We start from the raw sequence: 17,550 nt of genomic DNA, 5'->3' as shown, positions 1-17,550 counted from the left end.
AGACATGAAGATAATTACAACGTGGAAAAACAATATACAAATAGTAAAAGATGCTGCAAATATTGAAGAAATCTCTAAAGGTTTCTCACCTGATAAAAAATATATTATTACGACTAGTGATGATAAAAAATATTTATTACGGACAGGTGATATAAAAGAGTATGATAGGAAAAAAATAGAGTTTCAAATTTTAAATGAAATGGTAAAACGTAACGTGCAGGCTCAAAGACCAATTGAACTCGGTATATTGGAGGAAGAAGATTTATGTTATAGTATTTTTTCATATTTAGAAGGAGAAGATGCTAAGAAGCTATTGACTACATATATGCCAAGAGAACAATATGATATTGGTATAGCAGCAGGAAAAGACTTAGCAAAAATGCATACACATGAAGCTCCTAAGGATATACTCCCATGGTATGAAAGAGCAATGAAAAAACATCGAAAATATGTAGAGGCATATAAAACATGCGGAATACAAATTAAAAATGATGATAAAATCATAAAGTTTATAGATGAAAATGAAAAATATTTAAAGAACCGCCCAAATCGATTTCAACACGATGATTTTCATTTAGAAAATATAATTGTACGTGATGCGAAATATGTAGGTGTTGTTGATTTTAATGGCTACGACTGGGGCGACCCACTTCATGATTTCGTAAAAATAGCACTATTTGCAAGGGACATTAGTATTCCATATTCAATCGGACAAATAGAAGGATACTTTAATGGGAGAATACCAGAGGAGTTCTGGAAATTATATGCGGTGTACGTTGGCATGACAGTTTTCTCATCAGTTGTCTGGTCCTTACGAGCAGCACCGCATATGTTAGATGATACGTTAGAACGTCTTACTATAGTTTTAGAGGATCATAAAAACTTTGAATTATCAAAGCCAATCTGGTTTGATAGTGAAATGATGAATAAAAAATAAGGATAGCAGGTGGGAAATCTCACACCTGCTATTTGTAAATAACTCATGAGACGGTCTCTTTACATACTATATATGTAGTTTTTTATGAAGGAATGAAAACCTTGACGTCTACTTTATAATATAAAAAGGGGGTGGACTATTGAAAATCAGGCAAGGCAAATATGAAGAAATAAAATTACGCGATAGAATTCCAGGAATGGTTGAATATATAGAGGACACAATGTTACCTACTGGTTTTCACTATTATATTCCTCCTCACTGGCATAGAAGTATTGAAATTAGTCTAGTCGTATTTGGAGAAGTTTTCTTGTATGTGAATGGGCAAAAAAAGAAAGTATCCGCTGGCGAATTTATTTTTGTGAATAGTGGAGATGTTCATGAATTCGAAAAAGTTGAAAATACAAGTTGTGCAGTAATGATGTTAATTATTTCTTATGAGTTTCTTAAAGAGGTAAATGGAGATTTTGATAAATATAGATTTAATATAAAAGAATTAGTTGTTCAGAAAACTAACCTCCAGCAAATATTTTATGAATTAAAGGAGTTAGTCACAAATTCTGATGATTTAAGTTACATAAAAATTAATAGTTTAATTTATGAAATTGTTTATATTCTATTGCGATATTGCAAAGATGGAGAGAGTATAGACAATAATTATCAACTTGGAAATAAACAGAAAGAAATGATTACGTATATTTATAAACATTATGATGAAGAACTTAAACTGAAAGATGTAGCTAAACATTTTTTTGTAAGTGAAGAACATTTTTCCCGTATGTTCAAAAAATCGTTCGGATCAAATTTCACCACTTTTTTAACGAGATACAGGCTCTATAAAGCTTATGAAGATATTATTAATAGTACAAATTCTATACAAAATATAGCAGTAAAACACGGATTTCCAAATGTAAAATCATTTATTTCACAGTTTAAAGAAAAATACGGATATACACCATTACAGTATAGGAAAAATATCATATCAAAAAATGACAATAATCGAATCAAATATGAACAACAATAAAAATACGTTCCATGGTACATTTTGTACATGGAACGTATTTTTATTTAGTAAACGGGAAGTTATATAATCCTGAATAATGAAAGCGTTTGAATTTAGAGGGGAGAAATATTAGATGACTAGAAAATATGACTTAGACTTATTAGAAAAAATGCAAGAAAAACAAGAAACCATCAATGTACAGGGGGCGAAAGTTTTAGTAAAAAACATACCAGATTGTGATGAAAAAGGAGCGATGGATCCACGTCTTTACAAGGACACGAAGGTTCAAATGAATGTAATGAGGTTTATGCCTAAAAATATGATGAAAATGGACGCTTCTGAAAAATCAGTAAGGAATATGCGAAAACAATTTAATGGAATTAAGAGTGTTCCAATTGTCACTAAAGACGTTAATATTACGCATAAAACAGTGAAAGCGGAAGATGGATATGATATTCCGATAAGAATTTATAACAGTGTTTCTAAACAAGAGAATGCGCCAGTTTTATACTTTATTCATGGTGGTGGATTTATGGCAGGATCACCAGATGTAGTAGAAGAACTTGTGAAATTGATAGTAGAAAAAACAGATATACTAGCCGTTTCTGTGGATTATCGATTAGCTCCGGAAAATCCTTTTCCAACTGGGCATACAGATTGCTACACTACTTTAAAGTGGATTTATGAAAATGCTGATACATTAGGCGGGGATAAGAATAATATCTTTGTGGCAGGTGATAGTGCAGGAGGGAACTTAACACAGTATTGTACAACTAAAGATATGGAAGATGGTAGGAAGTACGTGAAGGGACAGTTGCTTTTGTATCCTACACTTAATATGTGTGACTATGAAGATGAATTTTATTCTTGGAGTATAGATAAATATGAAATTGCTCCTAAGTATAAAAAAGGATTAGAAAAAATGCTTAATATAATGCATTCAATGGTTGGAGGTATGTCAGAAGTACTTGGTACGAAAGAAATTCATTCTAAGTATTTAAGTCCATATGTTGATGTATCCCCGGACTATCCAAGTACATTTATTACGGTAGGAGAGCATGATTTTTTAATGATAGAATGTTTAGCGTATGCAGCTAAATTGACTAAAAAAGGAGTGGATACTGAAACAGTCCTTTATCGTGGTTTAGGGCACGCTTATGGAGATAATGTAGGTGTCTATCCTCAAAGTGAAGATTTAGCAATTGAGATGGGGAATTTTATATTAAAGCATAGTGGAAAGTAGGAGAAATGATGGGAAACAGAAAAGTGATATTAATTTCCAGCTTCGCTATTTTACTATGTATCTTTGCATTTACAGACTTACAAATATCCAATAGTTTATATGAACCAACTAATAAGATACTAGTACCAATGAGTCGTATTGTGGTAGGAGCCCATTTTGCTTCAGATGTTACAGTTGGAGTCGCTATTTCAGTTACTGTTTTTATGTGTTTGAAAAAATTTATATGGAAAGATAAGAAAAATAAACGCACAAATAATAATGATGTTCTTCCACATTCATTGAATCGGTAATAAGAAAGTCTTTTCCTTTGAGGGAATATAATAATTAATGCATGGCTTGTTCATTAAGCTGTTTTGTTGAACTACTCACCACTTAACATTCTCACGGACTGTTTGAAGTGGGAGTTTCCTAAGTACAGAAACCTAACGGTTTCTAATTCATTAGGCTATCCCCGTAGTTCCTACGGTTAAGAGACGAATTGCTTCATTTCTAAGATTGAGTGCTGCATTTCGATCTCTATCGTGATGTGCGCCACAAGAAGGGCAATCCCACTCACGAATGGTTAGATTTTTAACGTCTTTGTTTTTGTATTCACAATTGGAGCATAATTGACTAGAAGCAAATGTTTTAGATACTATAACAACTTGTTTGCCATACCATTTTGCTTTATATTCCAACATAGTCCGAAATTGTGACCAAGATACTTCACTAATCGCTTTGCAAGCTTTCTATTTTTGAGCATGTTACTGACTTGTAAGTCTTCCATACCGATAACATCGTGGTTTTTGATGATTTCAGTAGAAAGTTTATGTAAGTAATCAGCTCTTGCATTTGCAATATGTTCATGGATTCGTGCAACGTTCACACGTTGTTTATTCCAGTTCGAAGAACCTTTTGTTCTTCTAGAAAGGATACGTTGTGCTTTCGCTAACTTCTCTTCTAATGTACGGAAGAATTTAGGGTTCTTGTATGTTGTGCCATCAGAAAGAATGGCAAAATCTTTTAATCCAACATCAATTCCACAAGTGGAATCAGTTTTAGGCATTTCTTGTACGCTTGTTTGAACAAAGATAGATACAAAGTATTTACCACTTGGGTTACGACGAATCGTTGCATGCAAGATACGCCCTTCTACTTCACGACTTTTAGCAAAGCGAACAAGGCCAAGTTTCGGTAATTTTATTGTGTTGCCTACAATTCCAATATTTCCGTTTGTTTGCTTAGTTGTGTAGGATTGAACTGTATTCTTTTTAGACTTGAATCGAGGCATATCATTCTGTTTCTTGAAAAAACGTGAAAAAGCATCTGCGAGGTTTTTTAATGTGGATTGAAGAGCGATACTATCTACTTCTTTTAACCAAATCGTATCCTGTTGCTTCTTTAATTGAGTAAGCTTGGCAGAGCAAGAAAAGTAGGTTAACCCTTTTCTTGCTTCTTTATACGTATCATTCCAAAGAGCAAGGAAATAGTTAAATACAAAGCGACTGCAACCGATTGTTTTAGCAATTAATATTTCTTGTTTCTTATTCGGGTAGATACGAAATTTATATGCTTTATTTACTAACATAGGTTGCACCTCACTTTTTCATCGTATATCTACAGTATACAAAAAAACGTAGGCTTACGCCTACTGACATTCCTCTCCCACCTAAAATTGGTGTTTCACACCTTCACATTTTTGAGGAAGGAGTCTTCTGTCAGAAAACGATAAATAATTTAGCATTTGGGTTATCCTCATTTCATTTATTAAATTCAATAATAGGATTGGTTGCAAGGTGAATTTCTAATTCCGAAATAATAGAGGGAAGAGTAATCTTCCCTCTATTTAATTTGTTATTTAATTTTCGTAAATGTAAGAGGCTGAGTACTTAAAGTTGCAGGTACGTGTAATTGAAGAGTCGGGAATTCACCATTTACATTCATATCATAAGCGAATAAAAGCCCCATTTTCATTTGGAACAAACTAATTGATGCTGAGAAGATGTCGTAATGATGATGTTTAAGCTGAAATTCCATATCCATAAATTGTACATGTAGGAAATCATCTTGTTTGTATACTTTCAGTGTTCCATAAGCGGGATGCTCAAAAGTTCCAGTGTAGTCATCTAATGCATGAGAAGAGGTAGTCCCTTTTATTGGTTCGGGAAGTGATGTAGTTGCCTCTTTCATCATTTCTTTCATTTTTTCACTATCTTCTACAGCACGTTCATGCCAGTCGATATATTCTAGTCCGAGAAGTTCATCGTAAATATGCTTTGTAATATAAGTAGGAAGTAAAGTTTGTCCAGAATTTGTTAGTACGATAATACCGATATTTTCGTTTGGCATAAATGACGCAAGTGCAGAAAACCCATCAATATTACCGCCGTGATGAATCATTTTATAACCGCGGTAAGCACTAATAAACCAACCGAGTCCATAGCTATTTAATGGTGATTCACTCGTTGATAACATTGGCTGATCCGGGATTGGAGTGTGTGGTGTATACATGTCTTGGAGTAGTTCAGTAGAAATCAAATCATGATTTTCTATTTTTCCTTCGTTTAAATGAAGCAAAACCCATTTTACCATATCTTCAATGGTAGAATTAATACATCCAGCCGCTCCAACTGTATCGATATTTCGGAATGGAATTTCTTTTATTTCACCGTCATTTTCAATATAAGGTAAAGCATAATCATCTGTATTTTGTGAGTCTGTAACAGAGAAGTTTGTATGCCTCATATTTAAAGGCTCTAAAATATGTTCTGTAACGTATTGCTCCCATGTTTGATTCGTAATATTTTCCACAATATAACTAATTGTCGCATACATTAAGTTGTTATAAAGAAATGCTGTGCGGAACGGAGCATCAAGTGATAAATGTTTTATTTTTTCTACTATATCTTTTCGAGTTAAAGAAGAACTGTACCAAAGAGCATCGTGACGACTTACCCCAGTACGATGGGAAGCCAAATCTCGTCCTGTAACTTGTGAGCTAGCAAGTAGTTCAGATAAAGAGAAGTTAGGTATATAAGTCTGGACAGGAGTATCCCAAGTAAACTTTTTTTGCTGTGCTAATAAACTCAATGAAAGTGTGCCAAAAGCTTTCGTTGAGGAACCAATTGCGAACCGAGTACTCGGTGTAACAGCCTCTTTTGTCTCTATATTACGATAGCCGAAACCTTCCGAAATAATAACTTCACCGTCTTTTATAACAGCTACAGCAGCGCCAGGAACGTGTAAATCTTTCATCATCTCTTGAACCTTATGTTGTAACGTACTTAAAACAGGAGTTTTGATTTTAGACATGCTTCCAACCTCCAAATATAAATTTTATGTTCCGCACTATACTTTCTGTAATAGAAAAGTGAAAACCTTTTTTAATATTGAAAGTTAATAATTTTGTAAGAAATATTGAAAGAATTTTTATTAATTTGGATTATTAAATTCGCTGTTTTTCATGTTATGATAAATCTCATATACGATTGAAAGAAGGTTTTTCTACATATGAAACATGTTGAATATGAATACTTAAATTTATGCCGTCATGTAATGGAGCACGGTACGAAGAAAGAAGATCGTACAGGGACAGGTACTGTATCTGTATTTGGATATCAAATGCGTTTCGATTTAAGTAAAGGATTTCCTCTATTAACGACAAAGAGAGTGCCATTTCGCCTAGTAGCAAGTGAGCTGCTTTGGTTTATGAAAGGTGATACAAATATTCGCTATTTATTGCAACATAATAATAATATTTGGAATGAATGGGCGTTTAAGAGCTGGGTAGAAAGCGATGAGTATACTGGCCCTGATATGACAGATTTCGGTCTTCGCTCACAACAAGATGAGGAATTTAAGAAGCAATACGATGAGCAAATGGAATTGTTTAAAAAGAACGTTTTAGAAGACGATGAATTCTCAACGAAATTTGGATATTTAGGAGACGTATACGGAAAGCAATGGCGTGCTTGGAAAACGACAGCTGGTGAGACACTTGATCAATTAAAAGATGTAATTGAAATGATTAAGAAAACACCAGATTCACGCCGGCTAATTGTTTCTGCTTGGAATCCTGAAGATGTACCAAGTATGGCTTTACCGCCTTGTCATACGCTATTCCAGTTTTATGTAGCAGATGGAAAGCTTTCTTGTCAGTTATATCAGAGAAGCGGTGACATATTCCTTGGCATTCCATTTAACATTGCAAGCTATTCACTTTTAACACATTTAATTGCACATGAATGTGGTCTTGAAGTAGGAGAATTTGTTCATACAATTGGAGATGCACACATTTATACAAATCATTTTGAACAAGTAGAAAAGCAATTGGCACGTGAACCACGTCCATTCCCGAAACTTACATTAAATCCAGATGTAAAATCTGTGTTTGATTTTGAAATGGAAGATTTAACGATTGAAGGATATGATCCGCACCCAGCAATTAAAGCACCGGTTGCAGTGTAATTGTAGAGGAGATGACAAGATGATTGTTTCATTTATGGTCGCAATGGACGAGAATAGAGTAATTGGTAAAGATAATAACTTACCTTGGCGTTTACCGAGTGAATTACAGTATGTAAAGAAAACGACGATGGGTCACCCACTTATTATGGGGAGAAAGAACTATGAAGCAATTGGTAGACCATTGCCTGGAAGACGTAATATTATTGTAACTCGTAATGAAGGGTATCATGTAGAAGGCTGCGAAGTAGCTCATACTGTAGAGGAAGTGTTTGAACTATGTAAAAATGAAGAAGAGATTTTTATTTTTGGCGGAGCGCAAATTTATGATCTCTTTTTACCTTATGTAGACAAGTTATATATAACAAAAATCCACCACGCATTTGAAGGGGACACATTCTTCCCAGAAATGGATATGACAAATTGGAAAGAGATTTTTGTAGAAAAAGGTTTAACGGATGAAAAAAATCCGTATACGTATTATTACCATGTATACGAGAAACAACAATAATAATAAAAATTGATGTGAGTATTCGCATCAATTTTTTTATTTGTATTTATAAATGTAAGTTTATAGATGATATTCAATAGTGCTATAATGAAAGGTAGCATGTGAAAAATGCTAAAATTTTCAAAAGTATTCATATAGAAAGAGGAGGAGAATCGGTTGAGAAAAATATGGGGGATTCTTTTTCTTTGCTTTGCATTAATGCTAGTCGGATGCGGTAAAGAAGAAAAACCACAAGAAGCGTTTGATACATATGCAAAAGCATGGAATAAGAAAAAATTTGCTGATATGTATGATCAATTATCAGAAAATGCAAAAAAGAATATTTCTAAAAAAGATTTCACAGAGAAATATGAAAAAATTTATGCAGGTATAGAAGTGAAAAACTTAAAAGTAGAGACTGGCGAAGTAAAAGAGGATAAGAAAGAGAACGGCCCTGTTCCTTTTAAAGTAAGTATGGATACAGTTGGTGGTAATATCTCTTTTGGCCATGAAGCAAAAATGGTGAAAGAAAAAGATGGAGATAAAGAATCTTGGAAAATAGATTGGACTCCTGATTTTATTTTCCCTGGCATGACAAAAGATAGTAAAGTGCGTATGCAAACGACGCAACCAAAACGTGGTGAAGTTTACGATCGTAATGGAAAAGGTCTTGCGACGAATGGGAAAGCTTCTGAGATCGGAATCGTTCCAGAAAAATTAGACGCTACTGCTCCGCAAACGAAAGAAACAGTAGCGAAGTTGTTAAATATGTCTGTAGAAGAAATCGATCAAAAACTAGCTGCTAAATGGGTAAAACCAGGGTATCTCGTACCAATTGGAATTTTACCTGATGGGGCAACGCAAAATACGTACATCGATTTACCAGGTGTTTCAACAAAACCAGTAAATGTTCGTACATATCCGTTAGGAGAAGCGGCAGCGCATTTAACTGGTTATATCGGAAAAGTAAATGCTGAAGATTTAAAGACGCTTCAAAAGAAAGGCTATCAAGCAGATGATCCAGTTGGTAAAGCTGGATTAGAGCAAGTATTGGAAGAACAGCTACGCGGGAAAAAAGGTGGCCGTGTCTTCATGGAAGATGCACAAGGAAAAGAAATTAAAAATTTAGCGAAAACAGATGCTGTTGATGGAGAAAATGTAACTTTAACTATCGATAGTGTTGTTCAAGAAAAAACGTATAATGAAATGAAGGGAGAAGCTGGTTCAAGTGCGGCAATTAATCCGAAAAGTGGAGAAACAATTGCTCTTGTAAGTAGTCCAGCTTATAATCCTAATTTAATTGCACGAGGAACATCAAAAGCACAACGCGAGGCTTGGAATAATGACCCGAAAAAACCGATGACGAATCGATTTACACAATTATCGGTACCAGGTTCTGTATTTAAGCCAATTACAGGTGCAATTGGTCTTGAAACAAAAACAATCGATCCAAAAGAAGAATTGAAAATTGAAGGACTGAAATGGACGAAAGATTCTTCTTGGGGCAATTATTACGTAACACGTGTAAAAGATGCAAATCCGATTGATTTTGATAAGGCAATGAAATACTCGGATAATATTTATTTCGCACAAGAAGCTTTGAAAATTGGAAAAGATAAATTTATGGCTGAGGCGAAAAAATTCGGATTTGATGAGAAATTACCAATTGAATACGGATTCCCAGCTTCTAAAATCGCAAATGATGGCATAAAAAATGATATTCAAATGGCAGATACAGGATATGGACAAGGACAAGTCTTAATGACTCCTCTTCATTTAGCTTTAACGTATGCACCGATTGTAAATGATGGAAAGATTCCATCGCCATATCTTATTAAAACAGATAAACAACCAAAAGCTTGGAAAGAGAATGTGATTTCTAAAGAAAATCAAGATATATTGAAAACGGCTTTAACGAAAGTAATTAACGATCCAGATGGTACGGGGAAAATTGCGAAAATTGATGGTATGACCCTTGCTGGTAAAACAGGAACAGCAGAATTAAAAGTATCAAAAGAGGCAGAAGGAAAAGAACTAGGTTGGTTCGCTGCGTTTGATTTAAATTCACCTGATATGGTCATTACAATGATGATTGAAGATGTAAAAGGTAGAGGTGGAAGTAATATTCCGGCTGAAAAAGTGAAACATGTTTTTCAAAAGTAGTAATTGAAGAAGACTATCTCCATGAAATATGGAGATAGTTTTTTATTTGATTAAAACCTTAATATTTGTATACAAAAACTAACTGAAATAATATAACTTATTAACTTACGAAAAAAAAGTAGCTATTTTTATTGACAGTCATTAAAACTTTTTGTATTATACTTACATAAGGTAAGTTATTTACTATAAAATAATAAGTCTCGAGTTAAAGATAAATTAGAAAAAGGGAGATAATACAATGACAAAAGTACTATTTATTACAGCAAATCCAAATTCAGCAGAAGGTTCTTTCGGTATGGCAGTAGGGGAAGCTTTCATCGAAGCATATAAAAACGAACATCCACAAGACGAAGTTGTAACAATTGATTTATTCAATACAACTGTACCAGCAATCGATGCAGACGTATTCGCTGCTTGGGGTAAATTTGCAGCAGGCGAAGGATTCGAAGCTTTAAGTGAAAATCAGCAACAAAAAGTTGCAGCAATGAACAATAACTTAGAAACATTTATGCATGCAGATCGTTATGTATTCGTGACTCCAATGTGGAACTTCAGCTACCCAGCAGTAGTGAAAGCATACTTAGATAACTTATCAATCGCAGGTAAAACATTCAAATATACTGAAAATGGTCCAGTTGGCTTACTAGAAGGAAAAAAAGCACTTCATATTCAAGCTACAGGCGGCGTTTACTCTGAAGGAGCATACGCATCTATGGACTTCGGTCGCAATCATTTAAATGCAGTATTAGGATTCATGGGTGTATCAGACACTGAATATATTGCAGTTGAAGGAATGAATGCAAATCCTGAAAAAGCACAAGACATTAAAGAAGCAGCAATTGCAAGTGCACGCGAATTAGCAAAACGTTTCTAATATAGAAAACTTCAAAATGTCCAAACACTTGTTGTTTGGACATTTTTTCTTCTTTTTCCTTCGTTTGTCTAGTATAATGAAGGTCGGAATGATAATAGGTGGGGGTTCTGTATGATTCAAACGTTTTTTAAAATCTTTTATTTAATTTTAATCGTAATTGCGATTACACCAAGGTTGTGGCGTATAAAAAGAAAAGCAAATGCGATGTCACCGCAAGAAAAAGATAGTGTTGTGTATAAAACAACAAACTGGTTTGGTAAGAAAATGGTGCGTGTAACAGGATCGACTGTAGAAGTAAAGGGACTTGAAAATGTTCCGAAAGACAAGCCAGTGCTAGTTGTAAGTAATCATCAAAGTAATATGGATATTCCTGTGTTACTAGGTTACTTAAATAAGCCAATTGGATTCGTTTCAAAAGCGGAAATTAAAAAGTTTCCGGTTGTGCCAACATGGATGGAACTAATGAATTGTGTGTTTATGGACCGCAGCGATCGTCGTCAATCTCTTAAGGCAATTAAAGATGGAATTGAACTGTTAAAGAGCGGGCATTCTATCGTGATTTTTCCAGAGGGAACGAGAAGTAAGGGTGGCGAAATTGGTGAGTTTAAAGCAGGGAGTTTTCACCTTGCTGTAAAATCTGGCGTATCTATATTACCAGTAACTTTAGATGGTACATATAAGATGTTTGAGGCTAATGGAAATCGTATGAAACCAGCTCATGCAACATTAACAATTTCTAAGCCAATTACACCTGAAGAATATGCAAGTATGGATGCTAAAGAGTTAACCCAGCATACAAAAGATATTATTGCATCTCAATTACATAAGTAATAAAAAAAGTTTCAGCTTAAACAAGCTGAAACTTTTTTTATGCTGCGGGTAAGACATAAAACAGTACGCAGAAAAACATCATTGTACTACCGCCTAGTACGAAGAGATGCCAAATGGCATGATTGAACGGAAGCTTTTCCCAAAGGAAGAATATAGCTCCGACAGAATACAAAATGCCGCCTATTAATAGTAGTGAGAAGCCGTGACCGGTTAAATTTTCATAAAGGGGTTTAATGGCAACGATGATGAGCCAACCCATAATGATATAACATAATGTTGATGTTTTAATAAAGCGACGAACAAAGAAGATTTTGAAAATAATGCCACCAATCGCAAGGGTCCAAATAATTGCGAGTAAAGTCCAACCGAGCGGGCCACGCAGTGTAATGAGTAGAAATGGTGTATACGTGCCGGCAATTAATAAATATATGGCGGAGTGATCTAAAATGGTAAATAACTTTTCTACTTTTGGATGATGGATACTATGTAGCAGTGTAGAAAATAAGTATAGCAAGAACATGCTTACGCCATAAACGGTAAAGCCAACAACAGCAGATGCTGTGCCATGTTTGGAAGCATGAATAATTAATATGATTAAGGCAGGGATGCTTAAAATGGCACCGATACCATGGGTAATTGCATTCGCAATTTCTTCTTTTACAAATTGGGTCATTCTTTTAATTTTTTGCGTCATAATGTTAATCCCTTTCACTGTATTGAGATAAGTTATATTTTCCTTAACCATATCATATACAAAAGGAATAGAAAATGATATTCAATTGATTATATTTTCGAATTTTTTTGACAAAAGACAACGGATACATTGACGTTTACGAAATTTTTTGACAAAATGAACTTATGGAATAGTAGGACAAGGAATCTACTTATGAAGGGGATGGGGAAATGTTTTCAAATATTGGCTTTCCAGGGTTAATTTTAATTTTAGTAGCAGTGTTAATTTTATTTGGCCCAAAAAAGTTACCGGAAATTGGGAAAGCTTTAGGGGAAACGTTAAAAGAATTTAAAAAATCAACAAAAGAATTGACTGATGAGGCATTTCAAGAGAAAGAAAAAAATAAATAAATAAAAGAATATGCTGAAGTTTTTCTCGGAATGGATAAATAAAGTGTGGTGAACGAGATGGAAGATCGGGAAATGAGCGTAGTAGAACATATTGTTGAGCTTCGCAAACGAGTAATATATACAGTATTATCCTTTGTATTATTTTTAATTATTGGATTTGCTTTTACGAAGGATATTTATTTTTGGCTTGTAAAAGATTTACCAATGAAATTAACTGTTCTCGGTCCAAGTGATGTGTTGTGGATTTTTTTCTCGATTGCTACAGTATTTGCTATCGTTTGTACAATTCCTTTTGCTGCGATACAAATTTGGTTATTTGTAAAACCAGGTTTACATCCCAATGAACAAAAAATGACATTAATGTATATACCGGTATTGTCTATATTATTTATAGCAGGCCTATCTTTCGGTTATTTTATCGTCATGCCATTTTTATTTCATTTCCTAACTACAATTGGTAATGAGATGTTTAATACGATGTTTACAACGGAAAAATATTTTCATTTCGTATTAAATTTAACAGTTCCGTTTGCTGTTATATTTGAATTACCTGTAGTTGTTATGTTTTTAACGAGTATAGGTCTTCTAACGGCAGAATTTCTTCAGAAAATAAGAAGATATGCTTATGTCGTGTTGATTATAATTGCATCATGTATATCACCGCCAGATTTTTTATCACATAGTTTAGTAGCGGTACCGCTTATTTGTATTTATGAAATCAGTATCGCTTTATCAAAGATAGTTAGTAAACGAAAACAGAAAAGAGAAGAAGAAATACAGTCGAAAAGTGCCTCGTTATAAAGGCACTTTTTAATTTATTTGTTATACTCTAGCTATAATTGTATACAATATATAGAAGGGAAAAATTATAGAATCTCCAAAATTTAGACAAACTTTTCATTTTTATAAGTTTATACTGAAGTTATCAAGCTATATATGGATAATAAGACTCCCGTCTCAAAGGATATATAGGACAGGGTTCGAATTAGGTGGATATAAATGAAGTATTAACTTCTAAATGGGGCAGCTTAAGGATATTTTAGTATTCATAGGAAACCTACACTAAAAAACGTGTTAAAGAATAAAGTGGAGGAAGTTCAAAAATCCAACGAAAAAGAGGATTGATATTGTGATTACGAAAAGTTTTTATTTCACTCATGCAACAGGGAATTGTATTAAAATATTTGAAATCCCTGTCCTACAAACACAGCATCCATTAGCGTTTCTAATTCAGTCTCGTCTTCAATTGTTTATTGCGAAAATTCAAAAACATAAAAACCCAAGATTCTCGTACTCTTTCCGTGAATATTTACAAAGTTGTTTGAAGTGGAATGATTATTCAAATGTATATAAGACAAATACTCTTGAAAAGAATGCATAATACACAGCAGGGACAGAGTTAGATAAGCTCTGTCTTTTTTATTTTAGGTATAAAAATATAATTAATTTAGTGAAATTCATTCGAAATTGTTGAAAGCATCGGGAATGCTAGTATAATAACAGGGAGAGCGTATTGGAAAGGGAAGAATATAATATGCAAAAAATTAAAATTGTAACAGATTCAACGGCAGATTTATCAAAAGATATAATTGAGAAGTATGATATTCATGTTTTACCATTATCTATTTCTGTAAATGGACAAACATACTTAGATCGCGTTGATTTACAACCAGATGAATTTATTGAAGAAATGGCGAAATCAGAAGAATTACCAAAAACATCACAACCAGCTATGGGTACATTTGTAGAAATGTATGAAAAGTTAGGGGAAGATGGAAGTGAAGTACTTTCCATTCATATGACAGGTGGAATGAGTGGCACAGTTGCAACAGCAAATAGCGCTGCATCAATGGCAGATACGAAAGTAACAGTTGTTGACTCTCAATTCATTAGCCATGCGTTAGCATATCAAGTAATTGAGGCTGCTAAAATGGCAAGAGAAGGAAGCTCATTAGAAGCTATTTTAAAACGTATTGATGAAGTGAGAAAAAATACTCGTTTATACGTAATCGTAGATACATTAGAAAACTTAGTAAAAGGTGGACGCATCGGTAAAGGTAAGGCACTTATTGGTTCTTTACTTAATATTAAACCAATTGCAAGTTTAGAAGGCGGCGTATATAATCCGGTAACGAAAGTACGTAGCCAAGGGCAGATTGTAAAAACGTTGGCTAAACTATTCGAGGAAGATACTGCTGGAAAAGTGGTGAAAGCTGTTGCGATTCCACATGCTAAAGCAATTCCTTTAGCAGAAAGTGTAAAAGCTGCTGTTGAAAAAGTGAATGGATTCACTCAATCAGAGATTTTCTATACAACACCAGTTATCAGTACTCATACAGGACCAGGAGCAATTGGTTTTATGTATTTAGCAGAGTAATAAAAAAGCTACTTGAAATGAATTTTCAAGTAGCTTTTTTATTATTTCAGGACAGAAAATAAGAAATGAGAAGGGCAATACAGGCGCTACCGCTAATTATATAGCGAGTCTGTAAATAATCTTTCATGGAAAACACCCTTTTCAATTTTTTAAAGTATATGATAAATTACTCGCAAAAATTAGTACTATTATACATGAGAAGTTTCTGTGATTTTTACTGGTTCTTTAACTGGGACAATAGGGCTATACGTGAAAGTTTGACCTAAAAAGAGAACATGTAGTTGTTCCCACGGTAGCATTCGTAAATTCCAGTTATTTCGTAGTCGTGTTACTGCTTCCCTTGGTGTTTCATCTGCTAAAGCAAAAGTACCGTAGTGCATGGGAATGAAATGTGTAGCTTTTATATCTAGATACGCTTGCACAGCTTCTTCTGGTGAAACGTGAGACACTTTCATAAACCATTCTGGTTCATAGGCACCAATTGGCATAAGTGCAATATCGATTGAAAAACGTTTGCCGATCTCTTTAAATCCTTGGAAATAACCACTATCACCACAAAAATAAATGGTTTCTGAAGAAGTCATATTATCAATGATCCATCCTCCCCAGTGAGAGGTGTTCATATCAAATAATGTTCTTCTCGTCCAGTGCTGGGCAGGTACGAAGTGAAAAGAGACTTCATCAATTATTGTACTTTCCCACCAGTTGTATTCTTCTACATTGGTGAATTTTTTACGAGTAAATAATTTTTTTAGCCCAATAGGAACAAGGTATAAGGTATCATCATTTAGTTGACGAAGAGATGAAAAGTCTAAATGATCGTAATGACCGTGTGAAATAAGAACGATATCGATTTTAGGTAGTTCTTTTATAGTGAGCCCTGGCTCAGTAAGTCGTGGAACTAACTTTAATTTATTAGCCCATACTGGATCTGTTAAAATATTTAAGCCGTTCGTTTGAATGAGAAAAGTTGAATGACCAATCCATGTGACAGTCGTTTTTTCAAAGTTATTTAGTAGAAATTTACTTTGTTTAACAGGTGATTGTTCTACTAGAAAAGAAAAGTCTTTTTTGTTTTGCTTTCTCTCTTTACGCCAACGTAAGAAGGAGCGAATTGATTTTTTTGTACTTGCATTATCCATATTTTCATAGCGCTTTGCCATGAACATCACCTCATTTAAAATCGTTGTAGTTGTATTGTACCGAAATGTTGTTAAGGAATACAGTGTTTAACATGGATTAATGTTTAAGTAATTGTAAAAAAATAGGGGGATTTATTTACAAATTTAACAATGAACTTCGTTTCGCAAATAATGGTTAGAGAAATAATAGTAGTAAAATATATTTTGTCTAGTAATTCGCTTGAAATAAAGAAGTAACATACGTAAATTCGTACGATTTCGTGAACAAATGATGTAAACAATTTTCTCATAGTGTTTACTTTTGTTATGATATACATAACTTACATAAATTAAGGATAGAGAAAAGAGGTTTAATAATGAAGCGTTATCAAAAGTTAATTGGTCTTATGGTTGTATTTTGTCTCTTTGTACTTGCAGGTTGTAGCAGTTCAGGGGCAAAACTCCGTAAACCGTTAAACTGGGATTTAGAAACTTTCCAATTTACAAATCAAGAAGGAAAGCCGTTTGGTACAAAAGATTTAAAAGGGAAAGTTTGGGTAGCAGATTTCATGTTTACAAACTGTCAAACAGTTTGTCCGCCAATGACTGCTAATATGGCGAAATTACAGAAAATGGCTAAGGAAGAGAAATTAGACGTTCAGTTTGTTTCGTTTAGTGTAGACCCTGAACTTGATAAACCAGAAAATTTGAAAGCATTCATTCAAAAGTTTACAGAGGATACAAGTAATTGGAACTTGTTAACAGGTTATTCACTGGAGGATATTACAAAGTTTTCAAAAGATAACTTCCAATCGCTTGTAGATAAACCAGAGAATGGGCAAGTAATACACGGTACATCATTTTTCTTAGTCGATCAAAATGGAAAAGTAATGAAAAAATATAGCGGCATTAGCAATACGCCATACGAAGATATTATACGTGATATGAAGCGATTAGCTGATTAAAAAGAAGGGTGCTTAGCACCCTT

The 17,550-nt window shown here is 33.9% G+C and carries 17 protein-coding genes and 1 pseudogene; 14 read left to right on the top strand and 4 right to left on the bottom strand.

The window, feature by feature from the left end; all coding sequences use genetic code 11:
• Positions 1-4 precede the first annotated feature (4 nt).
• The 4 genes from MR155_RS04960 to MR155_RS04945 all read left to right on the top strand — a co-directional run bounded on the left by MR155_RS04960 (position 5) and on the right by MR155_RS04945 (position 3,470).
• Positions 5-937 (top strand): aminoglycoside phosphotransferase family protein, encoded by a 933-nt coding sequence (locus MR155_RS04960; RefSeq protein WP_242308478.1) that lies wholly within the window; start codon positions 5-7, stop codon positions 935-937.
• A 139-nt stretch (positions 938-1,076) separates the two neighbouring features.
• Positions 1,077-1,958, top strand: a complete 882-nt coding sequence (locus tag MR155_RS04955; protein ID WP_242308476.1) for an AraC family transcriptional regulator — start codon at positions 1,077-1,079, stop codon at positions 1,956-1,958.
• A gap of 112 nt (positions 1,959-2,070) precedes the next feature.
• On the top strand, positions 2,071-3,180 hold the full coding sequence (locus tag MR155_RS04950) for an alpha/beta hydrolase (protein WP_242308474.1): 1,110 nt from the start codon (positions 2,071-2,073) through the stop codon (positions 3,178-3,180).
• An 8-nt stretch (positions 3,181-3,188) separates the two neighbouring features.
• Positions 3,189-3,470, top strand: a complete 282-nt coding sequence (locus MR155_RS04945; protein WP_002085886.1) for a phosphatase PAP2 family protein — start codon at positions 3,189-3,191, stop codon at positions 3,468-3,470.
• Between the two features lie 150 nt (positions 3,471-3,620).
• Here MR155_RS04945 and tnpB read toward each other — a convergent pair.
• Positions 3,621-4,747 (bottom strand): annotated as a pseudogene (gene tnpB, locus MR155_RS04940) (IS200/IS605 family element RNA-guided endonuclease TnpB).
• 266 nt (positions 4,748-5,013) lie between these two features.
• Positions 5,014-6,471, bottom strand: coding sequence for a serine hydrolase (locus MR155_RS04935; protein ID WP_242308471.1), 1,458 nt, complete (start codon positions 6,469-6,471; stop codon positions 5,014-5,016).
• A gap of 198 nt (positions 6,472-6,669) precedes the next feature.
• Between MR155_RS04935 and MR155_RS04930 the strand changes: the two genes are divergently transcribed.
• The 5 genes from MR155_RS04930 (at position 6,670) to MR155_RS04910 (ending at position 11,981) form a co-directional block, all read left to right on the top strand.
• Positions 6,670-7,626 carry a thymidylate synthase gene (locus tag MR155_RS04930; protein ID WP_113937776.1) on the top strand — a complete coding sequence of 319 codons (957 nt, stop codon included), beginning with the start codon at positions 6,670-6,672 and terminating at the stop codon, positions 7,624-7,626.
• A gap of 19 nt (positions 7,627-7,645) precedes the next feature.
• Positions 7,646-8,134 carry a dihydrofolate reductase gene (locus MR155_RS04925; protein ID WP_000637202.1) on the top strand — a complete coding sequence of 163 codons (489 nt, stop codon included), beginning with the start codon at positions 7,646-7,648 and terminating at the stop codon, positions 8,132-8,134.
• A gap of 156 nt (positions 8,135-8,290) precedes the next feature.
• Positions 8,291-10,276, top strand: coding sequence for a penicillin-binding protein 3 (pbpC, locus tag MR155_RS04920; protein ID WP_219302162.1), 1,986 nt, complete (start codon positions 8,291-8,293; stop codon positions 10,274-10,276).
• A 238-nt stretch (positions 10,277-10,514) separates the two neighbouring features.
• A complete protein-coding gene (locus MR155_RS04915) occupies positions 10,515-11,150 on the top strand; it encodes an FMN-dependent NADH-azoreductase (protein ID WP_012260865.1) in 636 nt (211 codons plus the stop codon).
• A gap of 111 nt (positions 11,151-11,261) precedes the next feature.
• Positions 11,262-11,981, top strand: a complete 720-nt coding sequence (locus tag MR155_RS04910) for a lysophospholipid acyltransferase family protein (protein ID WP_002141628.1) — start codon at positions 11,262-11,264, stop codon at positions 11,979-11,981.
• Between the two features lie 37 nt (positions 11,982-12,018).
• Here the strand turns inward: MR155_RS04910 and trhA are convergent, their stop codons facing one another.
• Positions 12,019-12,675, bottom strand: coding sequence for a PAQR family membrane homeostasis protein TrhA (gene trhA / locus MR155_RS04905; RefSeq protein ID WP_002085872.1), 657 nt, complete (start codon positions 12,673-12,675; stop codon positions 12,019-12,021).
• A 209-nt stretch (positions 12,676-12,884) separates the two neighbouring features.
• On the opposite strand from trhA, the gene MR155_RS04900 reads away from it, so the two are divergent.
• From MR155_RS04900 to MR155_RS04885, 4 genes are all read left to right on the top strand, one after another.
• Positions 12,885-13,064: a twin-arginine translocase TatA/TatE family subunit gene (locus tag MR155_RS04900; RefSeq protein WP_002012719.1), complete on the top strand. Its 180-nt coding sequence runs from the start codon at positions 12,885-12,887 to the stop codon at positions 13,062-13,064.
• 57 nt (positions 13,065-13,121) lie between these two features.
• Positions 13,122-13,865: a twin-arginine translocase subunit TatC gene (tatC, locus tag MR155_RS04895; protein ID WP_219302163.1), complete on the top strand. Its 744-nt coding sequence runs from the start codon at positions 13,122-13,124 to the stop codon at positions 13,863-13,865.
• 328 nt (positions 13,866-14,193) lie between these two features.
• Entirely contained in the window at positions 14,194-14,445 is a 252-nt protein-coding gene (locus tag MR155_RS04890) for a DUF2535 family protein (protein ID WP_002012715.1), read from the top strand.
• A 153-nt stretch (positions 14,446-14,598) separates the two neighbouring features.
• Positions 14,599-15,441 (top strand): DegV family protein, encoded by an 843-nt coding sequence (locus tag MR155_RS04885; RefSeq protein WP_033708355.1) that lies wholly within the window; start codon positions 14,599-14,601, stop codon positions 15,439-15,441.
• 188 nt (positions 15,442-15,629) lie between these two features.
• Here the strand turns inward: MR155_RS04885 and MR155_RS04880 are convergent, their stop codons facing one another.
• Positions 15,630-16,604: an MBL fold metallo-hydrolase gene (locus tag MR155_RS04880; RefSeq protein WP_242308468.1), complete on the bottom strand. Its 975-nt coding sequence runs from the start codon at positions 16,602-16,604 to the stop codon at positions 15,630-15,632.
• Between the two features lie 335 nt (positions 16,605-16,939).
• On the opposite strand from MR155_RS04880, the gene MR155_RS04875 reads away from it, so the two are divergent.
• Positions 16,940-17,527: an SCO family protein gene (locus MR155_RS04875; RefSeq protein ID WP_002141632.1), complete on the top strand. Its 588-nt coding sequence runs from the start codon at positions 16,940-16,942 to the stop codon at positions 17,525-17,527.
• Positions 17,528-17,550 lie beyond the last annotated feature (23 nt).

Origin of the sequence: Bacillus cereus group sp. BfR-BA-01331 (assembly GCF_022663915.1) — a bacterium.
Lineage (GTDB): Bacteria > Bacillota > Bacilli > Bacillales > Bacillaceae_G > Bacillus_A > Bacillus_A mycoides.
This window is presented reverse-complemented; position numbering and strand designations above follow the sequence as displayed.